Origin of the sequence: Sphingomonas sp. GM_Shp_1, from assembly GCF_026540895.1 — a bacterium.
Taxonomy (GTDB): domain Bacteria; phylum Pseudomonadota; class Alphaproteobacteria; order Sphingomonadales; family Sphingomonadaceae; genus Sphingomonas.
Genome location: NZ_JALNUR010000014.1, coordinates 38,804 through 63,786, shown reverse-complemented (window position 1 = coordinate 63,786; position 24,983 = coordinate 38,804). Strand labels below are relative to the sequence as shown.

Below are 24,983 nucleotides of genomic sequence, written 5' to 3'. Positions count from 1 at the left end.
CGTCCATATATGGCCATCAATGTTGCGCGATCTCGCTTTACAGGCCATATTTGGACGATGTTGCACACGCCTGGTGAAATCGCGGCCGATCTCGGCCGGAGGATACAGCATCGCCGCCTGGCGATGAACCTGACGCAGGTCGACGCGGCGGCCCGTGCTGGCGTCTCCTATCGCACTTGGCGGCGCCTGGAGGCCGAGGGCAAGGCGTCGATCGACGACCTCGTCCGCGCGGCTGTGGCGCTGCGGTGCGAGCAGGATCTGGTCGTCCTCTTTCCGGAGCCGGTGGCCAGTTCGATGGATGCCCTGCTGGAGCAAAAACGGATGACCGAACGCACCGCGCCGAAGCGCCGCCGCCGGGCCGCGTCGAGGGCCACGTCGTGAAGCTGAGGCCGGGGGCACCGCTGGGGCTGGCACTGGCGTTCGACGATGCCGCGCCCGCTGCGCCGGCCGGCCGAGTCGTGATGGCCAGTGGTGTCGCCCAGCTCGAATGGTCGCCTGACGTCATCCGCAGCGGCTTGCCCGTCGCCCCGCTCCTCTATCCTCCCGAGCCGGGCTTGCACGCCGCGCGGAGCCGGTCGTTCGGCGGACTGCACGGCTTCCTGGCGGACAGCCTGCCCGATGCCTGGGGACGGCTGTTGCTGCGACGTCGCCTGGCCAGGATTGACGTCCAGTTCGACACCCTGAACCCGGTCGATCAGCTCGCGATTATCGGCTCTGGTGGCCGTGGCGCGCTGGTCTATCAGCCGGCCACCACACCCGACGACACAATCGGGACGATCGACCTCGATGCCCTAGCCGAGGAATCACGGTTGCTCCTCGCGGGAGACGAGGGCGCGCTGGTCGACACGCTGGCGGCGCTGGGGGGCGCATCGGGCGGGGCTCGTCCCAAGGTCCATGTCGGCTTCGCCCCCGGCGGCGCGATCAGCGTCGGCGAGGCCGCGGACGGCCACGACGCCTGGATCATCAAGTTCCGCGCGACCGGCGATCCCGTCGATATCGGCCCGGTCGAGGAAGCCTATGCGCGCATGGCCCGTGTCGCCGGCCTGACGATCGCGGAATCCCGCGTCCTGCCCGAGCGCGACGGACCGGGCTATTTCGCGACGCGCCGCTTCGACCGACCGGCCCCCGGACGCCGGCTGCACATGGTATCGCTCGCCGGGGCAGCCGAAGCCCCATCCGAGATGCCGAGCCTCGACTATGACGGATTCCTGCGTGCGACCATGGCGATCACCCGCCATGCCGGCGACGTCGAACAAGCCTTCCGCCGCATGGTCTTCAACGTCCTGGCGCACAACCGCGACGACCATACCCGGCAGCATAGCTATCTGATGGGACCGAGCGGCGAGTGGCGCCTCGCCCCGGCCTATGACCTGACCTTCTCGGTCGGTCCGGGCGGCGAGCACTATCTCGCGGTCGAAGGCGAAGGCCGCACCCCGACCCGCGCGCACGTCCTCGCGCTGGGCCGCCGCCATGGCCTGTCGGATCGCGTCATCGCCCAAATCATCGACCGAACGCGCGGCGCGCTGGCCGAATGGCCGGTCATCGCCGCCGGTGTCGGCGTCACTGTCTCGCGACGCGAGATCGCGGATCGCCTGAAGGTCACCGACGACCGCTTCGGGTGAGAAGAAGGCCCTGCACGTGGGGTAACCCACGTCAGGAAGGAAAAGACATGATGAGCATCGACGCGGACGCCGGCGGCACCGCCGCGATGACGCCGGGGACCGGCTCGGTCCTCCCCCAGGACATGATCGACGCGGCAACCGCCGACGCCATCCTGCGGCTCGACCGCAAGATCGCCCGTGCGATCCAGACGGACCGGGGCATCAACCTCAAGTCGGAGGATCTCGACCTCCTTACCCTGGTGGGTGCAGTGAACCTGCTCGGAAAGGCGCGAAGCGAAATCCTGAAGGAAAAAGCGCAGTGCCGGTACCGAAAATTCTCTACCGCCGGGGTGAATTCCACCTCGATCACCTCCGGGGCAAGGACGGCGAGGTCGTCAGCCCGAACCTCTACATCTGCTGGTATGACCCGGCCTCCGGCCGAATGCAGCGACGCAGCACGCGCACAGATGATGTTCGGCTAGCGATCCAGGCGCTCGACCGTCACTATCTGGCATGTCACCAGCCAGCCGACGACGACAAGGCGTCCTACACGGTCCATCAGGCGATGATCGACTATTGGATACTGCACGGGTCCAAACGGTCCAGCGCCGACGCGATCCGGGCCCGGCTGAAGCTCGTAAGACGGTTTATCGGCCATGAGATCGAGACTGGAGTTCTACGTGAACCCGTGCTGCCAAAGGTGCTGGACAACGATTGGCTGACGCGATTTCGAGAATGGGGGACCGAGATCGATCGGGTGACCCAGCGGCGGCGTGACCGGGAAACCGGGGAATGGACCGTGTCGAGGCGCGAACGGGCGAAGTCCACGGTCGAGGAGAGCATCATTCAGTTGAAGGCAGCCTTGCGGTTCAACGTGAAGCGTATGGAGGCGCTGCCCGAACTGAAGCATCTGACGCGCGCCGCCGTGACGCCAGTCCGCAACTTCCGCCTCTCGCTCGATCAGATTGCTGAAATGCTCGACTATACGGCGGAAGGAGATCCGAAGCTCAGCCCGGCGCATCCGGCACGATTGATGCCGCTGCGCCGCTATCTGATCGGTGCGATCTGCACGCTGGCGCGGCCGGATGCGCTCTACGACATCTCGGCTAGCCCCGACCGGTGGCAATGGCACCGCGACGCCAGCGTACTCGACCTCAACCCTGCGGGACGGATCCAGACGCGGAAACATCGCCCAGCGATCCCTGTCACGCCGCTCCTGGCAAATTGGCTGGAGGCGACGGACGATCGGCTGGTCTGCCACGAGAGCGTGGTCGAGAAGGATGAGGACCGTTGGCTGGTCCAGCGGCCCGTGGCGGACGTCAAAAAGGCGTGGCGCGTCATGGCAAGGCATTTCAAGGTACCGGTCGGTTTCGGCCCCAAGCTGATGCGCCACAGCATGGCGACCCTGATCGCACAGCGCGGCGTCTCACAGCAGGAAATCCCGCTGGCACTCGGCCACACGGTGCTGCCCCATTCGACGCGGCACTACGTGATCTTCAGCCCAGAGTATCTGTCGGAGACCCGACAGGGGCTGGAAGACATTGCGTCCGAGCTGGCCCGGAAGATGGCGACGCCGCTTCACGCAAAACCCACGCAAGTCGGTCCCGATGGACGGCGGCGGCGGGTATGATGGCCAGTCGTTTTCACGCCATCGCTGCCGCTCCCAATCCGCTGGCGCAGCCGCCCTAGTGCCCCGAGGCCCCCGTGAGCCCGGATGTTCCACTCGGCATGACACGCAAAAGGCACGCAAAACCGTGACGCGCAACTAGGAAGCCTGAAAACCAAAAACCCCGCTAAGCCGTTGGCCTAGCGGGGTTTTCGATGGTGGGCGTGGCAAGGATTGAACTTGCGACCCCTGCGATGTCAACACAGTGCTCTACCACTGAGCTACACGCCCGCCGGAGGTGGGCCAATTAGCAGGTTCGATCGGGCTGGCAACCCCTAAATTGCGCCGTCGACTGAATCCGTGTGAAAAAGTCGGTCCACCTCCATCACCAGGTCGCGCAGGTGGAAGGGTTTGGACAGGACGCGGGCGTTTGGCATGGCCTGCCCGGCCTTCAGCGTGACCGCCGCGAAGCCGGTGATGAACATCACGCGCAGATCGGGGACGATCGCGGCGGCGCGCTGGGCGAGTTCGATCCCGTCCATTTCGGGCATGACGATATCGGTCAGCAACAGGTCGAACCGCTCGCTCTCCAGCAACGGGAGGGCCGCCGTGCCGCGATCGACCGCCGAAACCCGGTATCCCGACCGGGTCAGCGCGCGCGTCAGATATTCGCGCATGACCTCGTCATCTTCGGCCAGCAGAATGTGAAACATGTCGTGATTCCGATCCATCTTGGCCATCAGCTTAGCGAAAAGGTGGTTAATATTTCCAGACCATTGCGTCGATCCGTGCCCCGACCTAGGCTCATGGGCAATGGCAAGCCCGACCCCCGGCGCATCTTTCCAAAGCCTTGGCGGCCCGGTCGCAGGTCCGGTCGTAATCTCGGTGCCCCATGGCGGGCGCGATTATCCGCATGCCCTGATCGAGGCGTTGCGCGTGCCGCTGTCCGCCGTGATGGGGCTGGAGGACCGGCTGATCGATCTGGTCGCGCAGGGGGCCCGCAGCGACGAGACGATGCTGGTCCAGACCCTGCCCCGCGCCTGGATCGACCTCAACCGCGACGAGGGCGAGCGGGATCCGGTCATCGATCTGGGCGCACGGCCACAAGGGCGCGCCTCGGCCAAGCTGCGCAGCGGGCTGGGGCTCGTCCCGCGCCGCGTCGCCGGGCATGGCGACATCTGGTCGCGCCGCTTCAGCGATGCCGAGATGATCCGGCGGATCGCGACCGATCACCGCCCCTATCATGAGGCGCTGGAGCAGGCTCTGGCGGAGGCACGGGCGCGGTTCGGCGTCGCCGTCCTGCTCGACCTTCATTCGATGCCGCCGCTGGGGGCCGCCGGCCTGGTGCCCCGGATCGTGATCGGGGATCGCCACGGCCTGACCGCGGACACCCGCTTCGTCCGCCGGATCGAGGCGGAGGCGCGGGCCTGCGGCATCGCCGTGACCCGCAACGCGCCCTATGCCGGGGGCCATATCGTCCAGCGCCATGGCGCCCCCCGGCGCGGCATCCACGCAATCCAGTTGGAACTCGACCGCTCGCTCTATCTCGACAGCGCGCTGGAGGCACCCGGTGCGGGCTTCGACGCGACGGTGACGCTGGTCCGCACGATGCTGGCCGCCCTGGCCGCCGAGGCGCTGGGCCAGCCGGTTTCGCTCGCGGCGGAATAGCCCGAACAAAAAACCACCTCGCGCAAGGGGGAGAGCGCGAGGTGGCCAAGGTTCAGGGAGGAGACACGCTGAAAGCGTGTCATACGACATCGCGAAAGGGGGGACACGACGCCGTACAGGATATAAATAGGAAGGGGCCTATTTGGTTCAACCCTGCCCGCCGCAATTCGTCATTTTTTCGTCACGGCTGATGGAAGACCGCCCATTGCGGAGGCCGGACGAATGTGAAACGCTCCCGCCATGACCACCAATATGCAAGCCAGCACCGGAGGATGCCAGTGTGGAGCGGTGCGCTTTCGTGTCGCGGGGCCTCTGGGCGACGCCTCCATCTGCCATTGCCGAATGTGCCAGAAGGCCACGGGCGGATTGTTCGGCCCTTATGTCAACGCTCCACGCGATGCGGTGACCTGGACCAGGGGCCAGCCTGCTCATTTTCAGAGTTCCAACAAGGTGCGCCGTGGATTCTGCCGGAATTGCGGGACGCCCCTCACCTTTGAATATGGGGAAAGCATCAGTTTTGCGATCGGCGCGATGGACGAACCGCGATCGATCGAACTGAAAGAGCAACTGGCTTCGCCGGAACGGATTGCGGACTTTGACGCATGGACGAAGCTGCCGGAGCATCCGGTGGATGAGCCCAAGGCCGCGGCCTATCTCGCCCAAATCGTCTCGTTCCAGCATCCCGATTTCGATACGGACGACTGGTCGCCAAGGGCATAGGCGGGGCTCTTCGCCCCTCGGCGGTTTCTGACCGGGTCTGGTTTGTGGAAGCCCCTATCCGGGGGACAATCAGCGCGCGCGAAAACTCATCCGGGCGAGCAGGCCGTCGCGCAGCAGGAAATGGTGACGCAACGCCGCCGCTACATGGATCGCCACCAAGGCCAGCATCACCCAGCCGAGAATCTCATGCGCCTCATGCCCGAAGCCGGCGGCGGCCTTGCCGATCGGCAAAGGCGGCACGTCGAACAGGCCGAACCAGCTGACCGGGCGCGGCACGTCGCGGCCCGATCCCATCGCCCAGCCGGTCATCGGCATGGCGATCATCAGAAAATAGAGGGTGGCGTGCAGTGCATGGGCGCTGCCACGGGCCCAGACCGGAATTTCGGCGGGCAGGGGCGGCGGGCGGTGACCCAGTCGCCAGACGATCCGCGCGGCGGTCAGCGCCAACACGGTCAGGCCGATCGCCTTGTGCAGCGGGATGGTCCCCGGCAACAGGCTTTCGTGAAGCAGTCCGATGGCCAGATTGGCCAAGACCAGCGCCGCGATCGTCCAGTGAAAGACGATCGCGACCTGGCTGTAGCGCGGACTGGAGATGCCCTGCCCGCGCATTACATCAACCCAGCGGCTGGAGTTGCGGCTGCGGCATCTTGCCCAACTGCGCCTGGCGGGCGAAGATGTCGCGCATCAGCGACAGCGAGAAGAGATGCGCATAGAGCAGCGGCAGCATGCCCGACTGGCTCATCTTGCGCAGCTGGTCGCCGCGCAGGTCGACCAGCTTCTCCTCGTTGATCATCTGGAAGCCGCGATAGACGAAGGGCTGGTCCGCGCCTTCCGGCTGGATCGAGACTTCGCCGTCCATCAGCAGACCCATTTCGGTCAGCTCGGTCATGAAGTTCTGAGTACGGGCTCCGGCCTGTTCGAACGATTCGTTGAACGACAGGATGTTCTTCGTCAGCTCGCTGGGCTGGTTGCCGTCGAACAGCGCATCGCCCTCGTCGAACGCGCCGATCGTCGGCGAGGTCGGGTCGAAGCAGAGCGACAGTTCTTCCGACTCGGGACGCAGCTTGGCCAGCATGTACGGATAGCGGCGGATATAGGCCGGGACGTAGAAGTTCGTCTCGGTCAGGCGGCCTTCGTCGTCGACGAAGACGTTCACGCCCTCGTTCAGGCCCATCAGCGCCAGCGGGATCGGCTGGTCGCCGACCGAGAAGACGATCGGCATGAAACGCTGCACCAGCGGAAATTCATCGACGGTCACGGGAATCGCGTGCTGGCCGACCAGGAAAGGCGCGGTCTCTTGCGGACGAACCTTGAAGTTGGCGTGAGCCTCGCTCGAAAGCGGCTCCAGGCCGTTATAGAAAAGGGGAAGGGACGGCGCGCTGGCCATGATGATCTCCAAAAAACTCGTCCACGCGAGCCCCCCGGCCGCGCGTCGTGCCCCCGTGTCTATGGGCCCGGAGCCTCATGCGCAAGCGACGAGCTTGCCCGGATTGAACAGACCGTGCGGATCGAGCGCCGTCTTGATCGCGCGGATCGCGCTAACCCTTTCTGGGGAAAGGCGTAGCAGTTCGTCGCGTTTCATCTGGCCGATGCCATGCTCCGCCGAAATGGTCCCCCCCGCCGCCATCACCAGGTCATGGACGAAGCGGGTGATGGTCGCCGCCTGCTCGGCATAGAATCGGTCGCGATCGGTGCCGGGGGCGGCGCGGACGTGGAAATGGATGTTGCCGTCGCCCAGATGGCCGAAGCCCGAGGCATGGGTGCCGGGAAAGCGCGCGTCGCACGCCGCCGCCGCCTCGACCATGAAGCGCGGCATCGCTTCGACCGGGACGGCGATATCGTGCTGCACCGCCGGGCCCAGCGCCCGCTCCGCATCGGACAGCGAGTGGCGGAGCAGCCAGAAGGCCTCGCTCTGCGCCTGCGACGCGGCGATCACCGCGTCGGCGGCAACACCCTCGGCCAGCGCCTTGGCCAGTTGCGCCTCCAGCATCGCGGCCGGATCGGCGGCGGGATCGCCGGTCACCGCCTCGATCAGGACATGCCAGGGGTGGCTGGTCTGCAACGGGCTGCGCGCCCCGGGCAGATGCGCGACGGCGGCGGCCAGGCTTTCGGCGGGCATGATCTCGAAACTCTCGATCATGTCGCTCGCCGCCTGCAACCGGCGGAGCAGCGCCAGCCCGGCAGCGGGGTCGGACAGACCGACCCAGGCGGTGGCGCTGGCTGCGATCGCCGGGACCAGCCGCAGCGCCGCCGCCGTGACGATGCCCAGCGTCCCCTCCGCCCCGATCAGCAACTGGCCGAGATCATATCCGCGATTGTCCTTCTTGAGCGCGGACAGCCCGTCATAAAGCGTCCCGTCGGGCAGCACCGCCTCCACGCCCAGGGTCAGCCCGCGCATCGTCCCGAAGCGCAGCACCTGGGTCCCGCCCGCATTGGTCGAGACCAGCCCACCCACGGTCGCATTGCCCTTGGCCCCCAGGGTCAGCGGAAAGCGCGCCCCCTCCCCTTCGGCGGCGGCGTGCAGATCGGCCAGGATCACGCCCGCCTCGGCCACGATCATCGCCGACCCCGTGTCGATCCGCCGGACCCGGTTCATCCGCCGGGTGGACAGGATCAGCGCCGACCCGTCCGCCGGCGGCGTCGCGCCGCCCACCATCGAACTGTTCCCCCCTTGCGGAACCAGCGGCACCCGGTGCTCGGCCGCCGCGCGCAGCACCGCCTGCACCTGGCCCGTGTCGGCGGGAGCGAGGATGGCGGGGGCGTGCCCCGAAAAGCGTCGCCGCCAATCCACTTCCCATGGTGCGATCAGCGCGGGGTCGGTGACGATCCCCTTCTCCCCCAAGATGGGCGACAGGGCATCGAGCAAGGCGGTCTGGGCGGGGGTCATGGCGAATGCGACTAGGACAGGTTCATAAAGCGTTCAACGATGGGGCTTATGAAGGGCTCCTGCTGACATGTTGCGCCGCTATCGAAACCTCGCCGCCATCGCGTCGATGACGCTGACGACGCCCGCCTTGCTGGGGGCGGCGGATGCGCCTGCGCAAGTGCAATATGCCCAGGTGATCCTGCGCGAACGGGTCGTGATCCGGGTGCCGCGCACGGCGATCCGCCCGATCGCCCCGACCCGCTGGAAGGAGCGCAAAGGCCCCCGCTGCATTCCCGCGCAGCAACTGGCCGGGGCCCTGCCGGGCGAGGACGGGACGGTCGATATCGTCCTGACCGGCGGCAAGCGGGTACGCGCCAAGCTGGCCCGCGCCTGTCGCCAGATCGATTATTATTCCAGCTTCTATATCCGCCCCGGCCCCGACGGACAGATTTGCGCGGACCGCGATCCCATCCGCACCCGCGCCGGTCGGACCTGCGATATCCAGAAATTCCGCGCGCTTACGCCGATCCCCTGACCGGGCGGCCCGCACGCCAAATCGCGTCGCCCGGATGCTCCCGATTCGGGAGAAACCTTGACTTTTATCGCCGAATCCGCAAGCGCCGGATCGCTGCTGGGCGAGCGCGGGGCGATTCCCATCCCGCCATATCTCGGAAAACTGCATGAGCTTTGCCGATCTCGGCCTCTCCGACGAACTCCTGAAGACGGTCAACGACGCCGGCTATACCGAGCCGACGCCGATTCAGGCCTCCGCCATCCCGTCCGTGCTGATGATGCGCGACATCATCGGCATCGCGCAGACGGGCACGGGCAAGACCGCGTCCTTCGTGCTGCCGATGATCGACATCCTGGCGCACGGACGCAGCCGCGCGCGTATGCCGCGCAGCCTGATCCTGGAGCCGACCCGCGAACTCGCCGCGCAGGTCGCCGAGAATTTCGAGAAATACGGCGCCAACCACAAGCTTTCGATGGCTCTGCTGATCGGCGGCGTGTCGATGGGCGACCAGATCAAGGCGCTGGAAAAGGGCGTCGACGTGCTGATCGCGACGCCGGGCCGGTTGATGGACCTGTTCCAGCGGGGCAACATCCTGCTGACCGGCTGTTCGATGCTGGTCATCGACGAGGCGGACCGGATGCTCGACATGGGGTTCATCCCCGATATCGAGGAAATCTGCACCAAGCTGCCGTCGCAGCGCCAGACCCTGCTCTTCTCCGCGACCATGCCGCCGCCGATCAAGAAGCTGGCCGACAAGTTCCTGGACAATCCCAAGACGATCGAGGTGGCACGTCCCGCCTCAACCAATATCAACATCAAGCAATGGGTCGTGCCCGTCGCGGCCCAGTCGTTCGAGAAGCGCAAGCGCCTGCGCCAGCTGCTCCAGCAGGAAGAGGTGCGCACCGCGATCATCTTCTGCAACCGCAAGACGACGGTGCGCGAGCTGAACAAGTCGCTCAAGCAGCATGGCTTCCGTTCGGGCGAGATCCATGGCGACATGGAACAGCCACAGCGACTGGCCGAGCTGGAACTGTTCAAGCGCGGCGAGGTCAACATCCTGGTCGCCTCCGACGTCGCGGCGCGCGGGCTGGACATCAAGGGCGTCAGCCATGTGTTCAACTTCGACGCGCCCTGGCACCCGGATGATTATGTCCACCGCATCGGCCGGACCGGACGTGGCGGTGCGACCGGGATCGCCTATACCTTCGTCGCACCCGACGATGCGGAGAATCTCGACAATATCGAGAAGCTGACCGGCCAGACGATCGACCGGCTCGAACTTCCCGCCCCCGCCGAAGAGGAACGCCCGGCCCGCCGTTCGCGTCGCGACCGGAGCGCGCGCCCGACCGAGGCGGAGGCTCCCGCGCCCCAGGCCGAAGTCGTGGTGGAGGAACCCCGCGCCCGCCCGCCGCGCCCGCGTCGCGAGGAGCCCCGGTTCGAGGAACCGCGCGCGCCCCGTGCCGAGGCTCCGCGCCGCGACCGTCGCCGGTCAGGCGGCGAAGAGGTGGCGGAGGACAATGGCTGGAACGGCCCGATCCCGGACTTCCTGAAAGTCTCGTTCGGTCTGTAACCCGATCATGTCGCTCGACATCATCAGCTTCGTCGAACCCCAGCCGCCGAGTCTGGCCAGCCCCTGCGTCAATGTCTGTACGATGGACAAGGCGACGGGCTGGTGCCTGGGCTGCGCGCGGACGATCCGCGAAATCTCCAACTGGAGCGCCAAGCCCGCCGAGGAACGCCAGGCGATCCTGGCGGCCCTGCCCGCGCGCAAGACGGACTTGGCCAAGCGCCAGGGATAAGGCCGGGTGTTCCGACGCCCCCCGTTTTCCCAATCTCCGTTCAGCCTGAGCGAAGTCGAAGGCCAATCGACATTCATGCTACCCCCTTTTCCCTCTCCCCTGGACAGGGGAGAGGGTTAGCGGAGCTTGCCAGCCTGCTGGCTAGCGTAGCTTGGGTGAGGGGTCGAGCGAGCCGAAGGCTCGCGCGCGCTCCGCGCGCTCACCCCTCACCCAGCTCCGACTAAGCCTTTGCTCGCGCAAAGGCCAAGTCTGCGCAACCCTCTCCCCTCTATGAGGGGCGAGGGATAAGAAGGGCATATCGGAATGTCGCTCTGACCTTAGGGAAAGGCCACCCCTCACCGCCCCACGAACCGCCCCGGCCGTCGTTCGCTCACGGCGCGCACGCCCTCGGCGAAATCCTCGGTCCGCATCAGCTTCGCCTGTTCGGCCAGTTCGTGATCCGTCGCCGCCTCGACCAGCGCGCGCAGATCGCCGCGAAGCGTCCGCCGGGTCGCTGCCACCGCCAGCGGAGCCCCCGCCGCGATCTCATGCGCCAGGGCCAGTGCAGTGTCGTACAGCGCGTCGCCGGGTACGAGCTGGTCCACGAGCCCCCAGCGCTCGGCCTCTTCGCCCCGGATTCGCCGACCGGTCAGCAGCATCATCGCCGCCCGCTGTCGCCCGATCACCCGTTCCAGCACCGCCGAAATGCCGAAGCCCGGATGCAGCCCCAGCGCGACGAAGTTCGCCACGAACCGCGCCTCGGGCGCGGCGATGCGGAAATCCGCGACGAGCGCCAGCCCCAGTCCGGCCCCGACCGCCGCCCCCTGCACCGCCGCGACCACGGGCGTCGCCACCCCGAACAGCCGCGCCGCCGCCATGTAGAAGGGGCTGCGCTCCCCCTGCGGCAGGGGATCGGCGACCGGATTGGCGTTGACCAGATCGGCTCCGGCGCAAAATACCCGACCCTCGGATCGCAGCAGGATCGCGCGGATATCGGGATCGGCATCGGCGGCATCGAACGCACCCGCCAGTTCGGAAATGGTTCCCAGCCCCAAATGATTATTTGGGCCATTCCGTAGCGTTAGGATCGCGACGGGTCCGTCACGGCGAATTTCCACAGTCATGCCCTCCTTTTAGCGCGGTTTTCGGACCCATTGCCACCGCCATACCCGTTGCTCGAAAGTCACACCCGCCGGGCTTTGTAACCGGTACCATGAAGGGGCGCTTGAGCCCTTCGTGGCGTTCGGACTAGATGACCGGCATGTCACGATGATCGGTCGGCACAGGCCGGGATCGGGCATCAGGAGCCGGCGGGCTCCGTGCCAGGAGAGGATGCCGGGCGGCCCGATGGCGGGTCGCCCTTTCCTCCCCAGCCGACCCGCCCCGCGCGCCCTTCGCGTCGCGGGAACCCGTTCCGGGTCCGGTACCAGAAAACATGGACCGGCGCGGGACGCAGCATCTCAGCCGTCGGCATATGGGGAACAGACATGAAGACGATGATGACGGCTGCGCTGCGTGCGACGCTGGTGACCTCCACGATCCTGGGCAGCGCGACGATGCTGGTCGCCCCCGCCGCCGCTCAGACCACCACCGCGCAGGTGCGTGGGCAGGTGCGCGGCGCGGACGGCACCCCTGCCGGAGGCGCGCAGATCGCCGCCGTCAATACCGGCACCAACCAGACCTTCCGCCAGATCGCGGACGCACAGGGCAACTATGTGCTCGGCGGCCTGCGTCCCGGCCAGTATCGCATCACCGCGACGGCGACCTCGGGTGAGACCGTCACGCAGGTCGTGGTCGTCGCGATCGGCCAGTCGGCGACGCTCGACCTGACGATCGGCACCGCCGCCCAGCCCGGCGGAGCGGATACGGCGGACATCGCCGGCGGCGGCGGCAGCAATGTCGAGGGCGGTGAAATCGTCGTGACCGGTGGCCGACTGGTCGAAACCAAGACCAGCGAAATCGCCACCAACATCTCGCAGGAGCAGATCCGCACCCTGCCACAGACCGACCGCAACTTCCTGAGCTTCGCCGCGCTCGCCCCCGGCGTCCGCTATAATGACAGCGAGACCGACAAGAGCTTCTCCTCGGGCGCCTCGCCCGCCGGGCAGGTCAACGTCTTCATCGACGGCGTCAGCTACAAGAACAACGTGCTCGACAGCGGCGTCGCGGGCCAGGAAGACAGCCGCGGCAATCCCTTCGGCCAGCTGGCGGTCGGCGAATTCCGCGTGCTGACCCAGAATTACAAGGCCGAGTATGAACAGGCCGGCGCCGCGATCATCACCGCGACGACCAAGTCGGGCACCAATGAATTCCATGGCGAGGCCTTCGCCCAATATACCGACCGCAACCTGTCCTCGACCGATTATTTCGTGAAGCAGGCCGGGCTGCCCAAGCCCGCCTTCGAGCGCAAGCAATATGGCATCTCGCTGGGCGGCCCGATCATCAAGGACAAGCTGTTCTTCTTCGCCGCCTATGAGGGCAACGACCAGAATCGCGCGTTCAACGTCCGCCTCCAGAATCGCACGCCCGAAAACGTCGCGCGCTTCGGCCAGTATGAGGGCGCGTTCGTCAGCCCGTTCCGCGGCGACTTCTATTTCGGCAAGCTGACCTTCGTCCCCGACGATCGCCAGACCTTCGACCTGATCGTCAGCAAGCGCGTGGAAACCGACATCACCGGCTTTGGCGGGGCGTCGACCAACGCCTATTCCAACGCGCTGAACAAGAAGAACAACGTCGACACCTATATCTATCGCTGGACCTATCGCGGCGACAGCTTCATCAACGAATTCAACGCCAGCTATCTGAACTATACCTACAACCCGACCTCGCTCGATCCGAACAGCAGCACGTTCAACTATCAGGGCGTGATCCGCTTCGGCGGCAAGGAAAGCACGCAGCGGATCAGCCAGGCGAGCTACACGCTGCGCAACGACCTGACCTGGACCGGGATCGACAACCACGTCATAAAGGGTGGCGTCCGCTTCGCCTTCCAGGACTATACGTTCCTGAAGAACTTCTTCGTCCAGCCCTTCTACGATTTCCGCAACGATCCGACCAACGGGCTGGATTTCTCGTTCCCGGCGACCGCGCAGATCGGCATCGGCAACCCGCGCATCGCCGCGTCCAACTCGCAGGTCGGCCTGTATCTCCAGGACGACTGGGACGTGACCGACAAGTTGCAGGTCAATGTCGGCCTGCGCTGGGATTATGAGAGCAATCTGTTCAACAACAACTATCGCACGCCGGACGCCGCCGCCGCGCTGCTGCGCCAGTTGCCGCAGACCTCCTATTTCAATCCCACCGACTATATCACCGACGGGACCAACCGCCCGCCCTTCCTGGGCGCGTTCCAGCCGCGTGCCGGCTTCTCCTATGACTTCAAGGGGGATCAGAGCACGGTGCTGTTCGGCGGCTATGGCCGCTATTACGACCGCAACGTGTTCAACAACACGCTGGATGAGCAATTCCGCCTGCAATATGCCTATGGCCAGCTCTTCTTCTCGCGCGACGGTCGCCCGCGCGCGGATGGCACGCCGACCGTGGTGTGGAACGACCGCTACCTGACGCGCGACGGCCTGCTTTCGCTGATCGCCAATGCGCAGACCGGCCAGCCCGAGCTGTTCGCGGTGAAGAACAACGCCCGCCCGCCCGTTACCGACCAGTTCACCCTGGGCGTGCGCCAGCGGATCGGCATCTTCCAGGCGAGCCTGAGCGGCAGCTATGTCGCGGGGCGCAACGGCTATACGCATCTGTTCGCCACCCGGAACGCCGACGGCACCTGCTGCAATGTCGGAGACGGCAGCCCGACGCGCAATGCGGGCTTCTCCAACGTGCTGATCGGCTATGACGGGCTGAAGACGCGCTACAAGGCGCTCTTCTTCACCCTCGACAAGAATTATACGCAAAGCTCGGGCTGGGGCTTCAACCTGGCCTATACGCTGTCGAAGGGCGAGCAGAACGGCAACGACCTGTTCAGCCTGCAATATGCCACGCCCGAGGCCTATGGCTATCGCCCGCGCCCCGGCGACGAGCGGCACCGGCTGGTCCTGTCGGGGATCGTCGACCTGCCGCTGGGCTTCAAATTCTCGACCATCACCACGCTGGGCAGCGGCAGCGCGTACCAAGTCACCGACGAGACGCGGGGCAGCACGCCCAGCCAGGTGCAGGTCTATACCGTCTATCCGCCCAAGAACTGCATCAAGGGCATCGCCGCCTTCTGCGAGGTCAACATGACGTTGCAGAACGACATCGAGATTTTCGCCGGCCACAAGCTCAATCTCGCGGTCGACCTGCTCAATGCGTTCAACAGCAAGAACTTCGGCGGGTTCGACGACTTCACCAATGCCACCGACCCGCTGACGCAATTGCCGCGTGAGCTGATCACCCTGCCCCGCCGGGTGCAGTTCCGGGTCGGCTATCGCTTCTGACGATCGACCGGGCCGGGTGCCGCACAGGCCCCGGTCCGGCCCATCCCGGACCGAAGCGAGGAGAGACCATGTACGATCGTCGCCGCGTCCTGACCCTGGGCGGGCTGAGCCTGGCCGCGCTGGCGACGGGCTGCACCGGAATGGGGGAGCGGGTTCGCCCTCCGCGCATCATTCCGCCGCCCCAGCCCGACCTGATCCGCGATCTTCAGGAGCGCACCTTCCGCTTCTTCTGGGAAACCACCGATGCGGAGACCGGCCTCGCCCCCGATCGCTGGCCGACGCCGTCCTTCGCCTCGATCGCGGCGGTGGGCTTCGCGCTGACCGCCTATCCGGTGGGCGTGGTCAATGGCTGGATCACGCGGGAGGAGGCGCGCGTGCGGACGCTGGCCACCCTGCAATTCTTCGCCGACGCGCCGCAGGGGCCGGGCGAGACGGGGTTCAGCGGTTACAAGGGCTTCTTCTACCATTTCCTGGGCGTGACCAAGGGCCAGCGCTTCGCCCGGTGCGAGTTGTCGACGGTCGACACAGCGCTGTTGCTGGGCGGCGTGCTGTTCGCGCAAAGCTGGTTCGACGGCGATCATCCCGACGAGGCGCGCATCCGTACGCTGGCGGACCGGATCTACGCCGCGGTCGACTGGACCTGGATAACCCCGCGCGCGCCGCTGCTGTCGATGGGCTGGCACCCGGAGACGGGGTTCATCAGGTCCGACTGGAACATCTATAACGAGGGGATGCTGCTCTATCTGCTGGCGCTGGGCTCCCCCACCCATCCGCTGCCCGAGGGCACATGGCAGGCCTGGTCGAGCCGGTTCGAGCCGAGCTGGAGCGATCGCTGGGGCGAGCCGCACCTGCATTTCGCGCCGCTGTTCGGCCATCAGTACAGCCATGTCTGGGTCGATTTCAAAGGCATCCGCGACGGCTATATGACCGCCAAGGGCATCGACTATTTCGAGAACAGCCGCCGCGCCGTCCATGCCCAGCGGCAATATGCGATCGAGAATGCCGGGCGCTGGCACGGCTATGGCGCGGATGTCTGGGGGCTGACCGCCTGTGACGGACCGGGCGATTTCGTCCAGACGATCGACGGCGTCCCTCGCGAATTCTACAGCTATTCGGCGCGCGGGCCGGGCGAGCGCGACGACGGGACGCTCGCCCCCACGGCGGCGGCGGCCTCCATCGCCTTCGCGCCCGATATCGTCGTTCCCGCCATACGGACGATGCACGACCGCTATGGCCAGGCCATTTACGGCAAATACGGCTTCCTCGACGCCTTCAACCCGACGCTGACCAACCCGCCCGAGCCGCTGAAGCACGGCGAGATCGTCCCCGGCGTCGGTTGGGTCGACAAGGATTATCTGGGCATCGACCAGGGGCCGATCGTCGCGATGATCGAGAATCAGCGGACCGGCCTGATCTGGAAGACGATGCGACGGAACCCGCATCTGCGGCGGGGATTGCAACGGGCAGGATTTACCGGCGGCTGGCTGAACGAATAGCCGCCGCCCCTGTTGGGAGCGCGGCGATGACCGACACTATCCTGATCACCGGAGCCTCCGCCGGGCTGGGCGCGGATTTCGCGCGGGCGCTGGCGAAGAAGCCCGTCACGCTGGTCCTGACCGCCCGGCGGACCGACCGGCTGGCGGCGCTGGCGACCGAACTGGCGCAGCGACCGGGCGTGGCGGTGCATGTCGTCTCCGCCGATCTGGGACGGCCGGAGGGGGTGAAGGCGCTGCTCGACGGGGTCGCCGACCATGGCCTGTCGGTCGACACGCTGATCAACAATGCCGGGTTCGGCGCGTTGGGCGACTTCGCCGACAGCGACCTGGCGACGCAGACGGGGATGATCGACCTCAACATCCGCGCGCTGGTGACGCTGACCCATGCGCTGATCCCACCCATGCTGGCGCGCGGGCGCGGGCGCGTGCTGAACGTCGCCTCCACCGCCGCCTTTCAGCCGGGGCCCTATATGGCGGTCTATTATGCCAGCAAGGCGTTCGTACTGCATTTCTCCGAGGCGTTGCACGAGGAGGTGAAGGGCCGGGGCGTGACCGTCACCGCCCTGTGTCCGGGGCCGACCAGGACCGAGTTCGCCGATGTCGCAGGGATGGCCGAGACGCCGCTGTTCACCCGTTTCGCCTCGGATTCCGAACAGGTGGTGCGCGACGGGCTGGCGGCGCTGGAGCGAGGGCAGGCGGTGATGGTGTCGGGACTGCTCAACCGCCTGACCGCCGCCAGCACCAGGGTAGCGCCGCGCGGCGTACTCCGGCGGGCAGTGGCGAAATTGCAGAGCGGGCGGCGCTAGGTTTTTGTTCGCGCGGAGACGCGGAGACGCGGAGGTGTCTGGACGCGCCGTGCTGACGACTTTCATCTCGATCGGCAGACGAAGCCTCTTGGTTGTTGAAACAGGCAGCCTGCGGCTGGGCGAGACACCTCCGCGTCTCCGCGCCTCCGCGCGAACCTATTCCGCCGTAACCGGCGTCCGGCTCCCCCGCACACTGTCGAAGGCGTAGAGCGCACAACCCGTCCAGATCAGCGCGAAGGTGACGATATGGACGGGCTTGAGCGGCTCACCGAACAGCAGCACCGCCTGCGCGAATTGCAGGGTGGGGGCGATATATTGCAGCAGCCCCAGCGTCGTATACCGCATCCGCCGCGCCGCCGCTGCGAACATCAGCAAGGGCGCCGCCGTCACCGCTCCCGCCAGGATCAGCAGCATGTCGAGATGCCGGTCCACCCCGAACGCCGCCGTGCCGTTTGCGCTGGCATGGAACAGCACCGCCAGCGCAGGAGCCGCCAGCAACAGGGTCTCGACCGTCAGGCCACCCAGCGCATCGATGGCCGCGATCTTGCGGACGAAACCGTAGAAGCCGAATGACAGCGCCAGCGCGAGCGAGATGCCGATGGCCCCGCCGCCGCTGATCGCCAGCACAGCGACCCCGATGGCGGCGATGCCGACCGCCACCGCCTGCCCCCGCCGAATCCGCTCGCCGAGCAGGGCGACGCCCAGCCCGACATTGACCAGCGGGTTGATGAAGTAACCCAGGCTCGCCTCCAGCACATGATTGTGCTGAACCGACCAGATATAGACCAGCCAATTGATAGCGATCAGCGCCGCACTGGCACAGAGCAGCAACAGGGTTCGCCCCCGCGCCGCCGCCCGAATCGCGGCTCCACGCTTGGCGATCAGCACCACCACGGCGAGCAGCAGCAGCGACCAGAGGATACGATGCGCCAGCACCTGAAGCGCGGGCACCCCCTTCAACAGCTTCAGATACAGCGGCAATATGCCCCAGCTGATATAGGCCCCGATGCCGAGCAACAGGCCGGTGCGTGCGGTGCGGTCGGTCGTCATGCCGCCCATGTCCACGCTTGGACGCGGGAAGGCAAGCCGGGGCGTTACCCGGTGACCATCCCGCTCACCTCGACCACGCCACCGCGATTGATCACGCGCCCTGCGACCATGCCGCTGATCCGGACCTCGGCCCCGCGCTCGACGACGACGTCGCCCGCGACCATTCCGTTGATGACGGCGCGGACACCGGGCGCCACGATCACGTCTCCGCCGATCATTCCGTTGACCACGCCGTCCGAAGAGACATCGACCGATCCTGCCATCATGCCGCGCATTCCGCCCTCCTGCTTTCGATGTAGGACGCCCGCCCGGTGGATAGGTTCACGCGTGCGCTTCGACTTCGCTCAGCGTGAACGGAGCTTTGGCCCTAACCCCGTTCAGCCTGAGCGAAATAGAAGGCCAAGGGAACCCCTTAATCCGCGAACAGCATCACCGGCGTCTCCAGCAACTGCTTCAACGCCTGGACATAGCTCGCGGCGTCATAGCCGTCGACCACCCGGTGGTCGCAACTGATCGACAGGTTCATCAGCTTGGCCCGCGCGATCGTCTCCCCCCCGCGCCCGTTCGAACGGAAGACCGGACGCTCGACGATGCGGTTGGGGCCGATGATCGCCACCTCGGGCCGGTTGATGACCGGCGTCGTCGCAATCCCGCCCAGCGGCCCCAGCGAGGTGAGCGTGATCGTGCCGCCGCCCATGTCGCCGCTGGCGATGTTTCCGCCACGCGCCGCATCGGCCAGCCGCGCGATCTCGGTCGCGAGCTGCCAGACATTGCGGCTCTCGGCGTTGCGGATGACGGGGACCATCAGCCCGGCCGGGGTCTGCGTCGCCATGCCCATATGCACCGCGCCCGATCGGTGCACCACGCCCGCCTCGTCGTCATAGCGGGCGTTGAGCATCGGGAAGTCGGGCAAGGTCTTGCAGATCGCGACGATCAGGAGCGGGAGCAGCGTCAGCTTGGGCCGGTCGCCCCGCCCGGCGTTCAACTGCGCGCGCGTCTCTTCCAGCGCGGTGACGTCGATTTCCTCGACATAGGTGAAGTGCGGGATGGCGCGCTTGGAGGCGGTCATGTTCTCGGCGATGCGGCGGCGCATGCCGATGACGCGCACCTGCTCGTCGGCGCGGGGGCTGCGGGCGGGGGTGTATCCCTGCGCGGAGCCATAACGGAGGAAAGCATCGAGGTCCGAATGGCGGACACGGTCGCCCTCGGCCGGTTTCACGCTGGCCAAGTCGATACCCAGGTCCAGCGCACGGGCACGAACGGCCGGGGATGCGAGCACCTTCTTCTGCTCCCTCTCCCCTTGTGGGAGAGGGTCGGGGTGAGGGGTGGCCACGGGGGACGTCGCTTGCGGCTCCCCCTCACCCCGCCCCTCTCCCACAAGGGGAGAGGGAGTTTGCGCTTCTTCGACGCCGGGATTTTCGGCTTCCAGCACGGCTTCCTCGGTCGCGGGCGATACCGCCCCTTCCACCGCATCCGTCTCGATCACCATCAGCGCCGATCCGATCGGCACCTGGTCCCCGACCTCGCCCGCCAGTTCGACGACAATGCCCGACACCGGCGATTCCATCTCGACCGTCGCCTTGTCGGTCATCATGTCGGCGACCGACTGGTCCTCCTCGACCCGATCGCCGAGCTTCACATGCCAGGCGACGATCTCGGCCTCGGAGATGCCTTCGCCGATGTCGGGCAGGCGGAAGGTGAAACGGGCCATGTCAGGCGTCCTTCAACAAGGTCTTGAGCGCCTGGCCGATGCGGACCGGGCCGGGGAAATAGGCCCATTCCAGGCTGTGCGGATAAGGCGTGTCGAAGCCGGTCACACGCGCGATCGGCGCTTCGAGATGATAGAAGCAGCGTTCCTGGACCAGCGCGGACAGCTCCGCGCCATAGCCGCCGGTGCGCGTCGCCTCGTGCACGATCATGCAGCGGCCGGTCTTCTTCACCGACGCCTCGATCGCCTCGATGTCGAGCGGCACGAGGGTGCGCAGGTCGATGATCTCGGCATCCACACCCATATCGGCGACCACCGCGGCACAGACATGGACCATCGTGCCGTAGCAGAGGATCGTCACCGCTTCGCCTTCGCGCACGGTCGCCGCCCTGCCGAGGGGAATCTTGTAGTATCCGGTCGGGACCTCGCCGCCGGGATGCTTGGACCAGTTCTCCGCCGGGCGATCCCAATGGCCGTTGAAGGGGCCGTTATAGATGCGCTTGGGCTCGAAGAAGAGGACGGGGTCATTGTCCTCGATCGCGGCGATCAACAGGCCCTTGGCGTCATAGGGCGTCGCGGGGATCACCGTCTTGATGCCCGAGACATGGGTGAAGATGCCCTCGGGCGACTGGCTGTGCGTCTGTCCGCCGAAGATGCCGCCGCCAAAGGGCGAGCGCACCGTGATCGGCGCGGTGAACTCGCCCGCCGAGCGATAGCGCAACCGCGCCGCCTCGCTGACCAGCTGGTCGAGCGCGGGGTAGATATAGTCGGCGAACTGGATCTCCGGCACCGGGCGCAGGCCATAGGCGCCCATGCCGACCGCGACGCCGATGATACCGCATTCGGTGATCGGCGTGTCGAAGACGCGGGTCTTGCCATATTTCTTCTGCAAGCCAGCGGTCGCGCGGAAGACCCCGCCGAAATAGCCGACATCCTCGCCCATCACGACCACATCCGGGTCGCGCGCCATGACCACGTCCATGGCGGAGTTGATCGCCTGGATCATGTTCATGCGGGTGGTCTCGCCCGTTTCGGGGGCGGTTTCGGTAACGTAGTTCACAGGACAGAACCCTTACCAGCACCGTTCCCCGGCGAAGGCCGGGGTCCATTTGCGGTGTCATCGCGGCGGCGCGCGGCGGTTGGCCTCCCCCGCAGCGGCGTGGCGCGCCACAGGCTGCGAGGCGACTGGGCCCCGGCCTTCGCCGGGGAACAGGGGACGGCCATTATTTCCGTGCCCATGGCCGCCCACTCGCCTGTTCCTCGTCGAGCATCTGCTGGCGCTGCTCGCGCAAATGCCAGGGCATCTCCTCAAACACGCCGTCGAACATACTGTCGAGCGGCTGGTGCAGGCCATGGCCCAATATGCCGTTCGCCTCGGCCGCCTTTTGCGCGGCGCGGACCTGCTCGGCGACTTCGCGATCCTGGGCCGCGTGGCGGTCCTCGTCCCATTCGCCCAGGGCAATCAGGTGATCCTTCAACCGCCGGATCGGATCGCCCAGCGGCCACGCCGTGGGCTCGCCCGCCGAGCGATATTGGGTGGGGTCGTCCGAGGTAGAATGGCCTTCGGTGCGATAGGTGAAATGCTCGATCAGCGTCGCGCCCTGGTTGGTCCGCGCGCGCTCGGCGGCCCATTGGGTGGCGGCATAGACCGCCAGCGCGTCATTGCCGTCGACCCGAAGCCCGGCAAGGCCATAGCCGATCGCCCGCGCGGCAAAGGTCGTCGCCTCCGCCCCCGCGAAACCGGAAAAGCTGGAGATCGCCCATTGGTTGTTGACGACGTTCATCACGACGGGCGCGCGGTAGACGGCGGCGAAGGTGCAGGCCGAGTGGAAGTCGCCCTCCGCCGTCGAACCCTCGCCACACCACACGGCTGCAATGCGGGTATCGCCCTTGGCGGCGGAAGCCATCGCCCAGCCCACTGCCTGTGGGTACTGCGTCGTCAGATTGCCCGAGATCGAGAAGAACCCCGCCTCCTTGGCCGAATACATGATGGGCAATTGCTTGCCGCCCAGCCGGTCCGCGCTGTTGGAGTAGATCTGGTTCATCATGTCGGTGAGCGGCCAGTCGCGCGCGATCAACAGCCCCTGCTGGCGGTAGGAGGGGAAGCACATATCCTCATAATCCAGCGCATGGGCGGCGGCCACGGCAACCGCCTCCTCGCCCAGCGCCTTCATATAGAAGCTGGTCTTGCCCTGGCGCTGCGCGCGGAACATGCGCTCGTCAAAGGCGCGGAGCAGCACCATGTGGCGCAGCATCCGGCGCAAGGCATCGGGCGAAAGCCTGGGGTCCCAGGGACCGACCGCGCGGCCTTGGTCATCCAGCACGCGGATCAGCGTATAGCTGAGTTCATGAAAGCTGTCGGCGGGCGCGGCGGTGTCCGGGCGGCGTTGCGCGCCAGCGGGCGGAACCTCGACACCGGCGAAGTCGACCGCATCGCCCGGCCGAAATTTCGGCTCGGGCACGTGCAGTTGCAACGGGGCCAGGTTGGCGCGCGAAATGCCTTCTGGCGGCACGGCCATGCTCTCTCCTCAACGCTTCGCCCGATTCCGTCGGGTCGTTGCTATCTTTCAACCTGATGGAACTTTATTTCAAGCGCCTTTTGGGGGCGCTGACCCCTGCAACGCCTCAATTGGCGGGATTTCTCCCGCCCGTTCCGTCGCCCCAGCGCAGGCTGGGGCCTTTGGAGAGGGCAACCTTCCCCCGCAAAAGGCCCCAGCCTGCTCTGGGGCGACGGGTATTTTACTGGCCGCTAATCGCCATCTCGAACGGCACCACCGGATGCGGGGCCTCGTCATAGAAATTGACGACCGGCGCATCCGCCCAGGCATAGCGGACGCGGACATCGCCCGGCGTCGCACCGGCCAACCGCACCTCCGCGCCGTTCACCGTCGCACTGGCGTAGCGACAGGCGCTCGCATCGCACAGCTCGAACCCGATCGGCGCGGGCGCACTCCAGGCATGCAGGCTCCCCTGCACACCCGTAAAGCGCAGCACCACCTCGCCCTGGCCCCGCGTCGCCGAGGCGATCATCGGGCCCGAGGCATTGGCGCGGTCGCCCGCCTCCAGATGCGTTTCCGCAAAGACCAGCCGCTTGGCGAGCTCGTTCTTGTCGGCCGGGTGGATGTCGTTGCGTACCCCGATATCGACCGTGGTCGCCAATGCGCTGTGCGCGTCGCGAAGCACCGCCAGACGTTGCGTCTCTCGCAGCGCCGCCCAGCCGCTATCCTCGATCTTGACCGGCGGCGCACCGAAATTGGCGAGTTGGACGATCAGGAAGGGCAGGTTCGCGTCCCCGAACTGCCGCCGCCACCCGGTCATCAACGCAGCGAGTCGGTCGCCATAATCCGCGCGCCCGACATCGGACTCGCCCTGATACCAGGCGACGCCCTTCAACCCGATCGGCCCCAGCGGCGCGATCATGCCGTTATAGAGGGTGCCGAGCCCCGCATGGCTTTCCCAAGGGCTGCGCGGATAACTCTGGTCGTTCGCCTTGTAGATGGAATAGCGCCAGCCCGTGCCGAGCGGGATCGGCTGACCGCCGGCGGGCGTGAACCGGATCTTGTCGCCTGGCCCGAACATGCCGCCCGGGCCATAGGTGTCGCCCAGGCCGATGACGATCTCGTTGCGCCCCTTTTTCAAGGCGGCACGCGGCACGGTGTAGCGTCGCACATCGCCCCAGCCGAAGGTCGCGCCGACGACCACGCCATTGACCCAGACGGTATCGAGTTCATCGATGCCGCCCAGCTCGATCACCCCGTCGCCACTCGGGGCGGTGGGCAGGTCGAAGCCCTGCCGGAACCAGACCAGGCCGTTATAATCGGCCAGCGCAGGCACGCCCCATTCCTCCCATGGGCCGAACTTCGGCACCGGTTGCCATGTCAACCGATCGGGCGCGTTCCACGGTTCCTGCCCGCGCGAGGTCCCGCTCGCCTTGCGCCACCACTGGCCCCAGCGATCGCCGAAGGCGCGCAAGCCCGCCGCATGGTCGCGGGCATAGAGCGCCAGCAGATCGGCATCGGCGGAGAGGCCCGGCAGCTTGCGCGCGTCGGCCCCAGCGATCCAGGGCAGGATCTTGGTCCCGCCCCAGCTCGAATCGATCGCGCCCATCGGCACGTTCGTCTTCATCGCAAGGTCCTTGACCATCAGATAGCAGGCGGCCGAGAAATCGCGGACGCTCTCGGGAGCCGCCGCCGCCCAGACGGGGCGCTTCTCCAGCATTTCGTCGGCGGACAGTCCGACATGATGCGCGATATCGAGCAACCGGATGCGGTCATTGGCCGAACCGCCGACCAGCCCCTCGCCGTTCAGCGCCTGCTTGGTCGGATATTCCATGTTGGACTGGCCCGAACACAGCCAGACATCGCCGATCAGCAGATCGTCCATCCGATCGACCGCGCCATCCTTGCCGGTCGCGGTCAGGGTCAGCGGGGTCGCCGTCGCCGCCATGGCGGGCAGGGTCGCGCGCCAGCGACCCTGACGGTCGGCGGTGGCATCGGCGCTCCCGTCCCCCAGCCTGACGGTGACGCGCTCGCCCGCATCGCCGAGCCCCTCGACGATGATCGGATGGTCGCGTTGGAGGACGGCATGCGCGCTCATCGGAGTCAGGATGCGGGGCCGCGCCTCCGCCATGACCGGCCATGCCGCCACCGTGCCGAGAACCAGCGCCAGAACCGCCCGCCGCCCGGCGCCCGAACGCAATTGCCCCTTCTGCATCGTCATTCCTCTCCTATGCCGACGATACCG

General features: G+C 66.6%; 23 protein-coding genes and 1 tRNA gene. 12 read left to right on the top strand and 12 right to left on the bottom strand.

Annotation, left to right across the window (positions count from 1 at the left end):
- Positions 1 to 57 precede the first annotated feature (57 nt).
- Genes OXQ33_RS09205 through OXQ33_RS09190 form a run of 4 tightly spaced genes read left to right on the top strand, consistent with a single transcriptional unit; the run spans position 58 to position 3,231 of the window.
- Entirely contained in the window at positions 58 to 381 is a 324-nt protein-coding gene (locus tag OXQ33_RS09205) for a helix-turn-helix transcriptional regulator (RefSeq protein WP_267434386.1), read from the top strand.
- Positions 378 to 1,622: a HipA domain-containing protein gene (locus tag OXQ33_RS09200; RefSeq protein WP_267434385.1), complete on the top strand. Its 1,245-nt coding sequence runs from the start codon at positions 378 to 380 to the stop codon at positions 1,620 to 1,622. Before OXQ33_RS09205 ends, OXQ33_RS09200 begins: the two co-directional genes overlap by 4 nt.
- Before the next feature lie 47 nt (positions 1,623 to 1,669).
- Positions 1,670 to 2,083, top strand: a complete 414-nt coding sequence (locus tag OXQ33_RS09195) for a hypothetical protein (RefSeq protein WP_267434384.1) — start codon at positions 1,670 to 1,672, stop codon at positions 2,081 to 2,083.
- On the top strand, positions 2,044 to 3,231 hold the full coding sequence (locus OXQ33_RS09190; protein WP_267434383.1) for a hypothetical protein: 1,188 nt from the start codon (positions 2,044 to 2,046) through the stop codon (positions 3,229 to 3,231). The genes OXQ33_RS09195 and OXQ33_RS09190 overlap by 40 nt, the downstream gene beginning before the upstream one ends.
- A gap of 192 nt (positions 3,232 to 3,423) precedes the next feature.
- Here OXQ33_RS09190 and OXQ33_RS09185 read toward each other — a convergent pair.
- Both OXQ33_RS09185 and OXQ33_RS09180 read right to left on the bottom strand, forming a co-directional pair.
- Positions 3,424 to 3,498 (bottom strand) — tRNA-Val (locus OXQ33_RS09185).
- Between the two features lie 44 nt (positions 3,499 to 3,542).
- The gene (locus OXQ33_RS09180; RefSeq protein WP_267434382.1) at positions 3,543 to 3,920 is read right to left on the bottom strand and encodes a response regulator; all 378 of its coding nucleotides are present in this window, start codon (positions 3,918 to 3,920) and stop codon (positions 3,543 to 3,545) included.
- Positions 3,921 to 4,020: 100 nt separating this feature from the next.
- Here OXQ33_RS09180 and OXQ33_RS09175 point away from each other — a divergent pair, with 100 nt between their 5' ends.
- Together OXQ33_RS09175 and OXQ33_RS09170 are read left to right on the top strand one after the other, a co-directional pair.
- On the top strand, positions 4,021 to 4,875 hold the full coding sequence (locus OXQ33_RS09175; protein ID WP_267434381.1) for an N-formylglutamate amidohydrolase: 855 nt from the start codon (positions 4,021 to 4,023) through the stop codon (positions 4,873 to 4,875).
- Positions 4,876 to 5,115: 240 nt separating this feature from the next.
- On the top strand, positions 5,116 to 5,595 hold the full coding sequence (locus OXQ33_RS09170) for a GFA family protein (RefSeq protein WP_267434380.1): 480 nt from the start codon (positions 5,116 to 5,118) through the stop codon (positions 5,593 to 5,595).
- 69 nt (positions 5,596 to 5,664) lie between these two features.
- Here the strand turns inward: OXQ33_RS09170 and OXQ33_RS09165 are convergent, their stop codons facing one another.
- The 3 genes from OXQ33_RS09165 to OXQ33_RS09155 all read right to left on the bottom strand — a co-directional run bounded on the left by OXQ33_RS09165 (position 5,665) and on the right by OXQ33_RS09155 (position 8,482).
- Complete coding sequence (locus tag OXQ33_RS09165; RefSeq protein ID WP_267434379.1) at positions 5,665 to 6,204, bottom strand: cytochrome b; 540 nt, start codon at positions 6,202 to 6,204, stop codon at positions 5,665 to 5,667.
- 4 nt (positions 6,205 to 6,208) lie between these two features.
- Positions 6,209 to 6,982, bottom strand: coding sequence for a SapC family protein (locus tag OXQ33_RS09160; protein WP_267434378.1), 774 nt, complete (start codon positions 6,980 to 6,982; stop codon positions 6,209 to 6,211).
- 75 nt (positions 6,983 to 7,057) lie between these two features.
- Positions 7,058 to 8,482, bottom strand: a complete 1,425-nt coding sequence (locus OXQ33_RS09155; RefSeq protein WP_267434377.1) for an FAD-binding oxidoreductase — start codon at positions 8,480 to 8,482, stop codon at positions 7,058 to 7,060.
- Positions 8,483 to 8,549: 67 nt separating this feature from the next.
- Between OXQ33_RS09155 and OXQ33_RS09150 the strand changes: the two genes are divergently transcribed.
- From OXQ33_RS09150 to OXQ33_RS09140, 3 genes are all read left to right on the top strand, one after another.
- Positions 8,550 to 8,996, top strand: coding sequence for a hypothetical protein (locus OXQ33_RS09150; RefSeq protein WP_267434376.1), 447 nt, complete (start codon positions 8,550 to 8,552; stop codon positions 8,994 to 8,996).
- 145 nt (positions 8,997 to 9,141) lie between these two features.
- Positions 9,142 to 10,545 (top strand): DEAD/DEAH box helicase, encoded by a 1,404-nt coding sequence (locus tag OXQ33_RS09145; RefSeq protein ID WP_267434375.1) that lies wholly within the window; start codon positions 9,142 to 9,144, stop codon positions 10,543 to 10,545.
- Between the two features lie 7 nt (positions 10,546 to 10,552).
- The gene (locus tag OXQ33_RS09140; RefSeq protein ID WP_267434374.1) at positions 10,553 to 10,774 is read left to right on the top strand and encodes a DUF1289 domain-containing protein; all 222 of its coding nucleotides are present in this window, start codon (positions 10,553 to 10,555) and stop codon (positions 10,772 to 10,774) included.
- A gap of 335 nt (positions 10,775 to 11,109) precedes the next feature.
- Here the strand turns inward: OXQ33_RS09140 and OXQ33_RS09135 are convergent, their stop codons facing one another.
- Positions 11,110 to 11,877, bottom strand: a complete 768-nt coding sequence (locus tag OXQ33_RS09135; RefSeq protein ID WP_267434373.1) for an enoyl-CoA hydratase/isomerase family protein — start codon at positions 11,875 to 11,877, stop codon at positions 11,110 to 11,112.
- A gap of 363 nt (positions 11,878 to 12,240) precedes the next feature.
- Here OXQ33_RS09135 and OXQ33_RS09130 point away from each other — a divergent pair, with 363 nt between their 5' ends.
- From OXQ33_RS09130 to OXQ33_RS09120, 3 genes are all read left to right on the top strand, one after another.
- Entirely contained in the window at positions 12,241 to 15,180 is a 2,940-nt protein-coding gene (locus OXQ33_RS09130) for a carboxypeptidase regulatory-like domain-containing protein (RefSeq protein WP_267434372.1), read from the top strand.
- 68 nt (positions 15,181 to 15,248) lie between these two features.
- Positions 15,249 to 16,676, top strand: coding sequence for a glucoamylase family protein (locus OXQ33_RS09125; protein WP_267434371.1), 1,428 nt, complete (start codon positions 15,249 to 15,251; stop codon positions 16,674 to 16,676).
- A 26-nt stretch (positions 16,677 to 16,702) separates the two neighbouring features.
- A complete protein-coding gene (locus OXQ33_RS09120; protein WP_267434370.1) occupies positions 16,703 to 17,482 on the top strand; it encodes an SDR family oxidoreductase in 780 nt (259 codons plus the stop codon).
- Positions 17,483 to 17,638: 156 nt separating this feature from the next.
- On the opposite strand, the gene rarD is transcribed toward OXQ33_RS09120, so the two are convergent.
- From rarD to OXQ33_RS09090, 6 genes are all read right to left on the bottom strand, one after another.
- Complete coding sequence (gene rarD / locus OXQ33_RS09115; protein WP_267434369.1) at positions 17,639 to 18,532, bottom strand: EamA family transporter RarD; 894 nt, start codon at positions 18,530 to 18,532, stop codon at positions 17,639 to 17,641.
- A 44-nt stretch (positions 18,533 to 18,576) separates the two neighbouring features.
- The gene (locus OXQ33_RS09110) at positions 18,577 to 18,807 is read right to left on the bottom strand and encodes a hypothetical protein (RefSeq protein WP_267434368.1); all 231 of its coding nucleotides are present in this window, start codon (positions 18,805 to 18,807) and stop codon (positions 18,577 to 18,579) included.
- Between the two features lie 137 nt (positions 18,808 to 18,944).
- Positions 18,945 to 20,243 (bottom strand): dihydrolipoamide acetyltransferase family protein, encoded by a 1,299-nt coding sequence (locus tag OXQ33_RS09105; protein WP_267434367.1) that lies wholly within the window; start codon positions 20,241 to 20,243, stop codon positions 18,945 to 18,947.
- A 1-nt stretch (position 20,244) separates the two neighbouring features.
- A complete protein-coding gene (locus OXQ33_RS09100) occupies positions 20,245 to 21,252 on the bottom strand; it encodes an alpha-ketoacid dehydrogenase subunit beta (RefSeq protein WP_267434409.1) in 1,008 nt (335 codons plus the stop codon).
- A 211-nt stretch (positions 21,253 to 21,463) separates the two neighbouring features.
- Positions 21,464 to 22,759 (bottom strand): 3-methyl-2-oxobutanoate dehydrogenase (2-methylpropanoyl-transferring) subunit alpha, encoded by a 1,296-nt coding sequence (locus tag OXQ33_RS09095; RefSeq protein WP_267434366.1) that lies wholly within the window; start codon positions 22,757 to 22,759, stop codon positions 21,464 to 21,466.
- 220 nt (positions 22,760 to 22,979) lie between these two features.
- A complete protein-coding gene (locus OXQ33_RS09090; RefSeq protein ID WP_267434365.1) occupies positions 22,980 to 24,959 on the bottom strand; it encodes a sialate O-acetylesterase in 1,980 nt (659 codons plus the stop codon).
- Between the last annotated feature and the right edge of the window lie 24 nt (positions 24,960 to 24,983).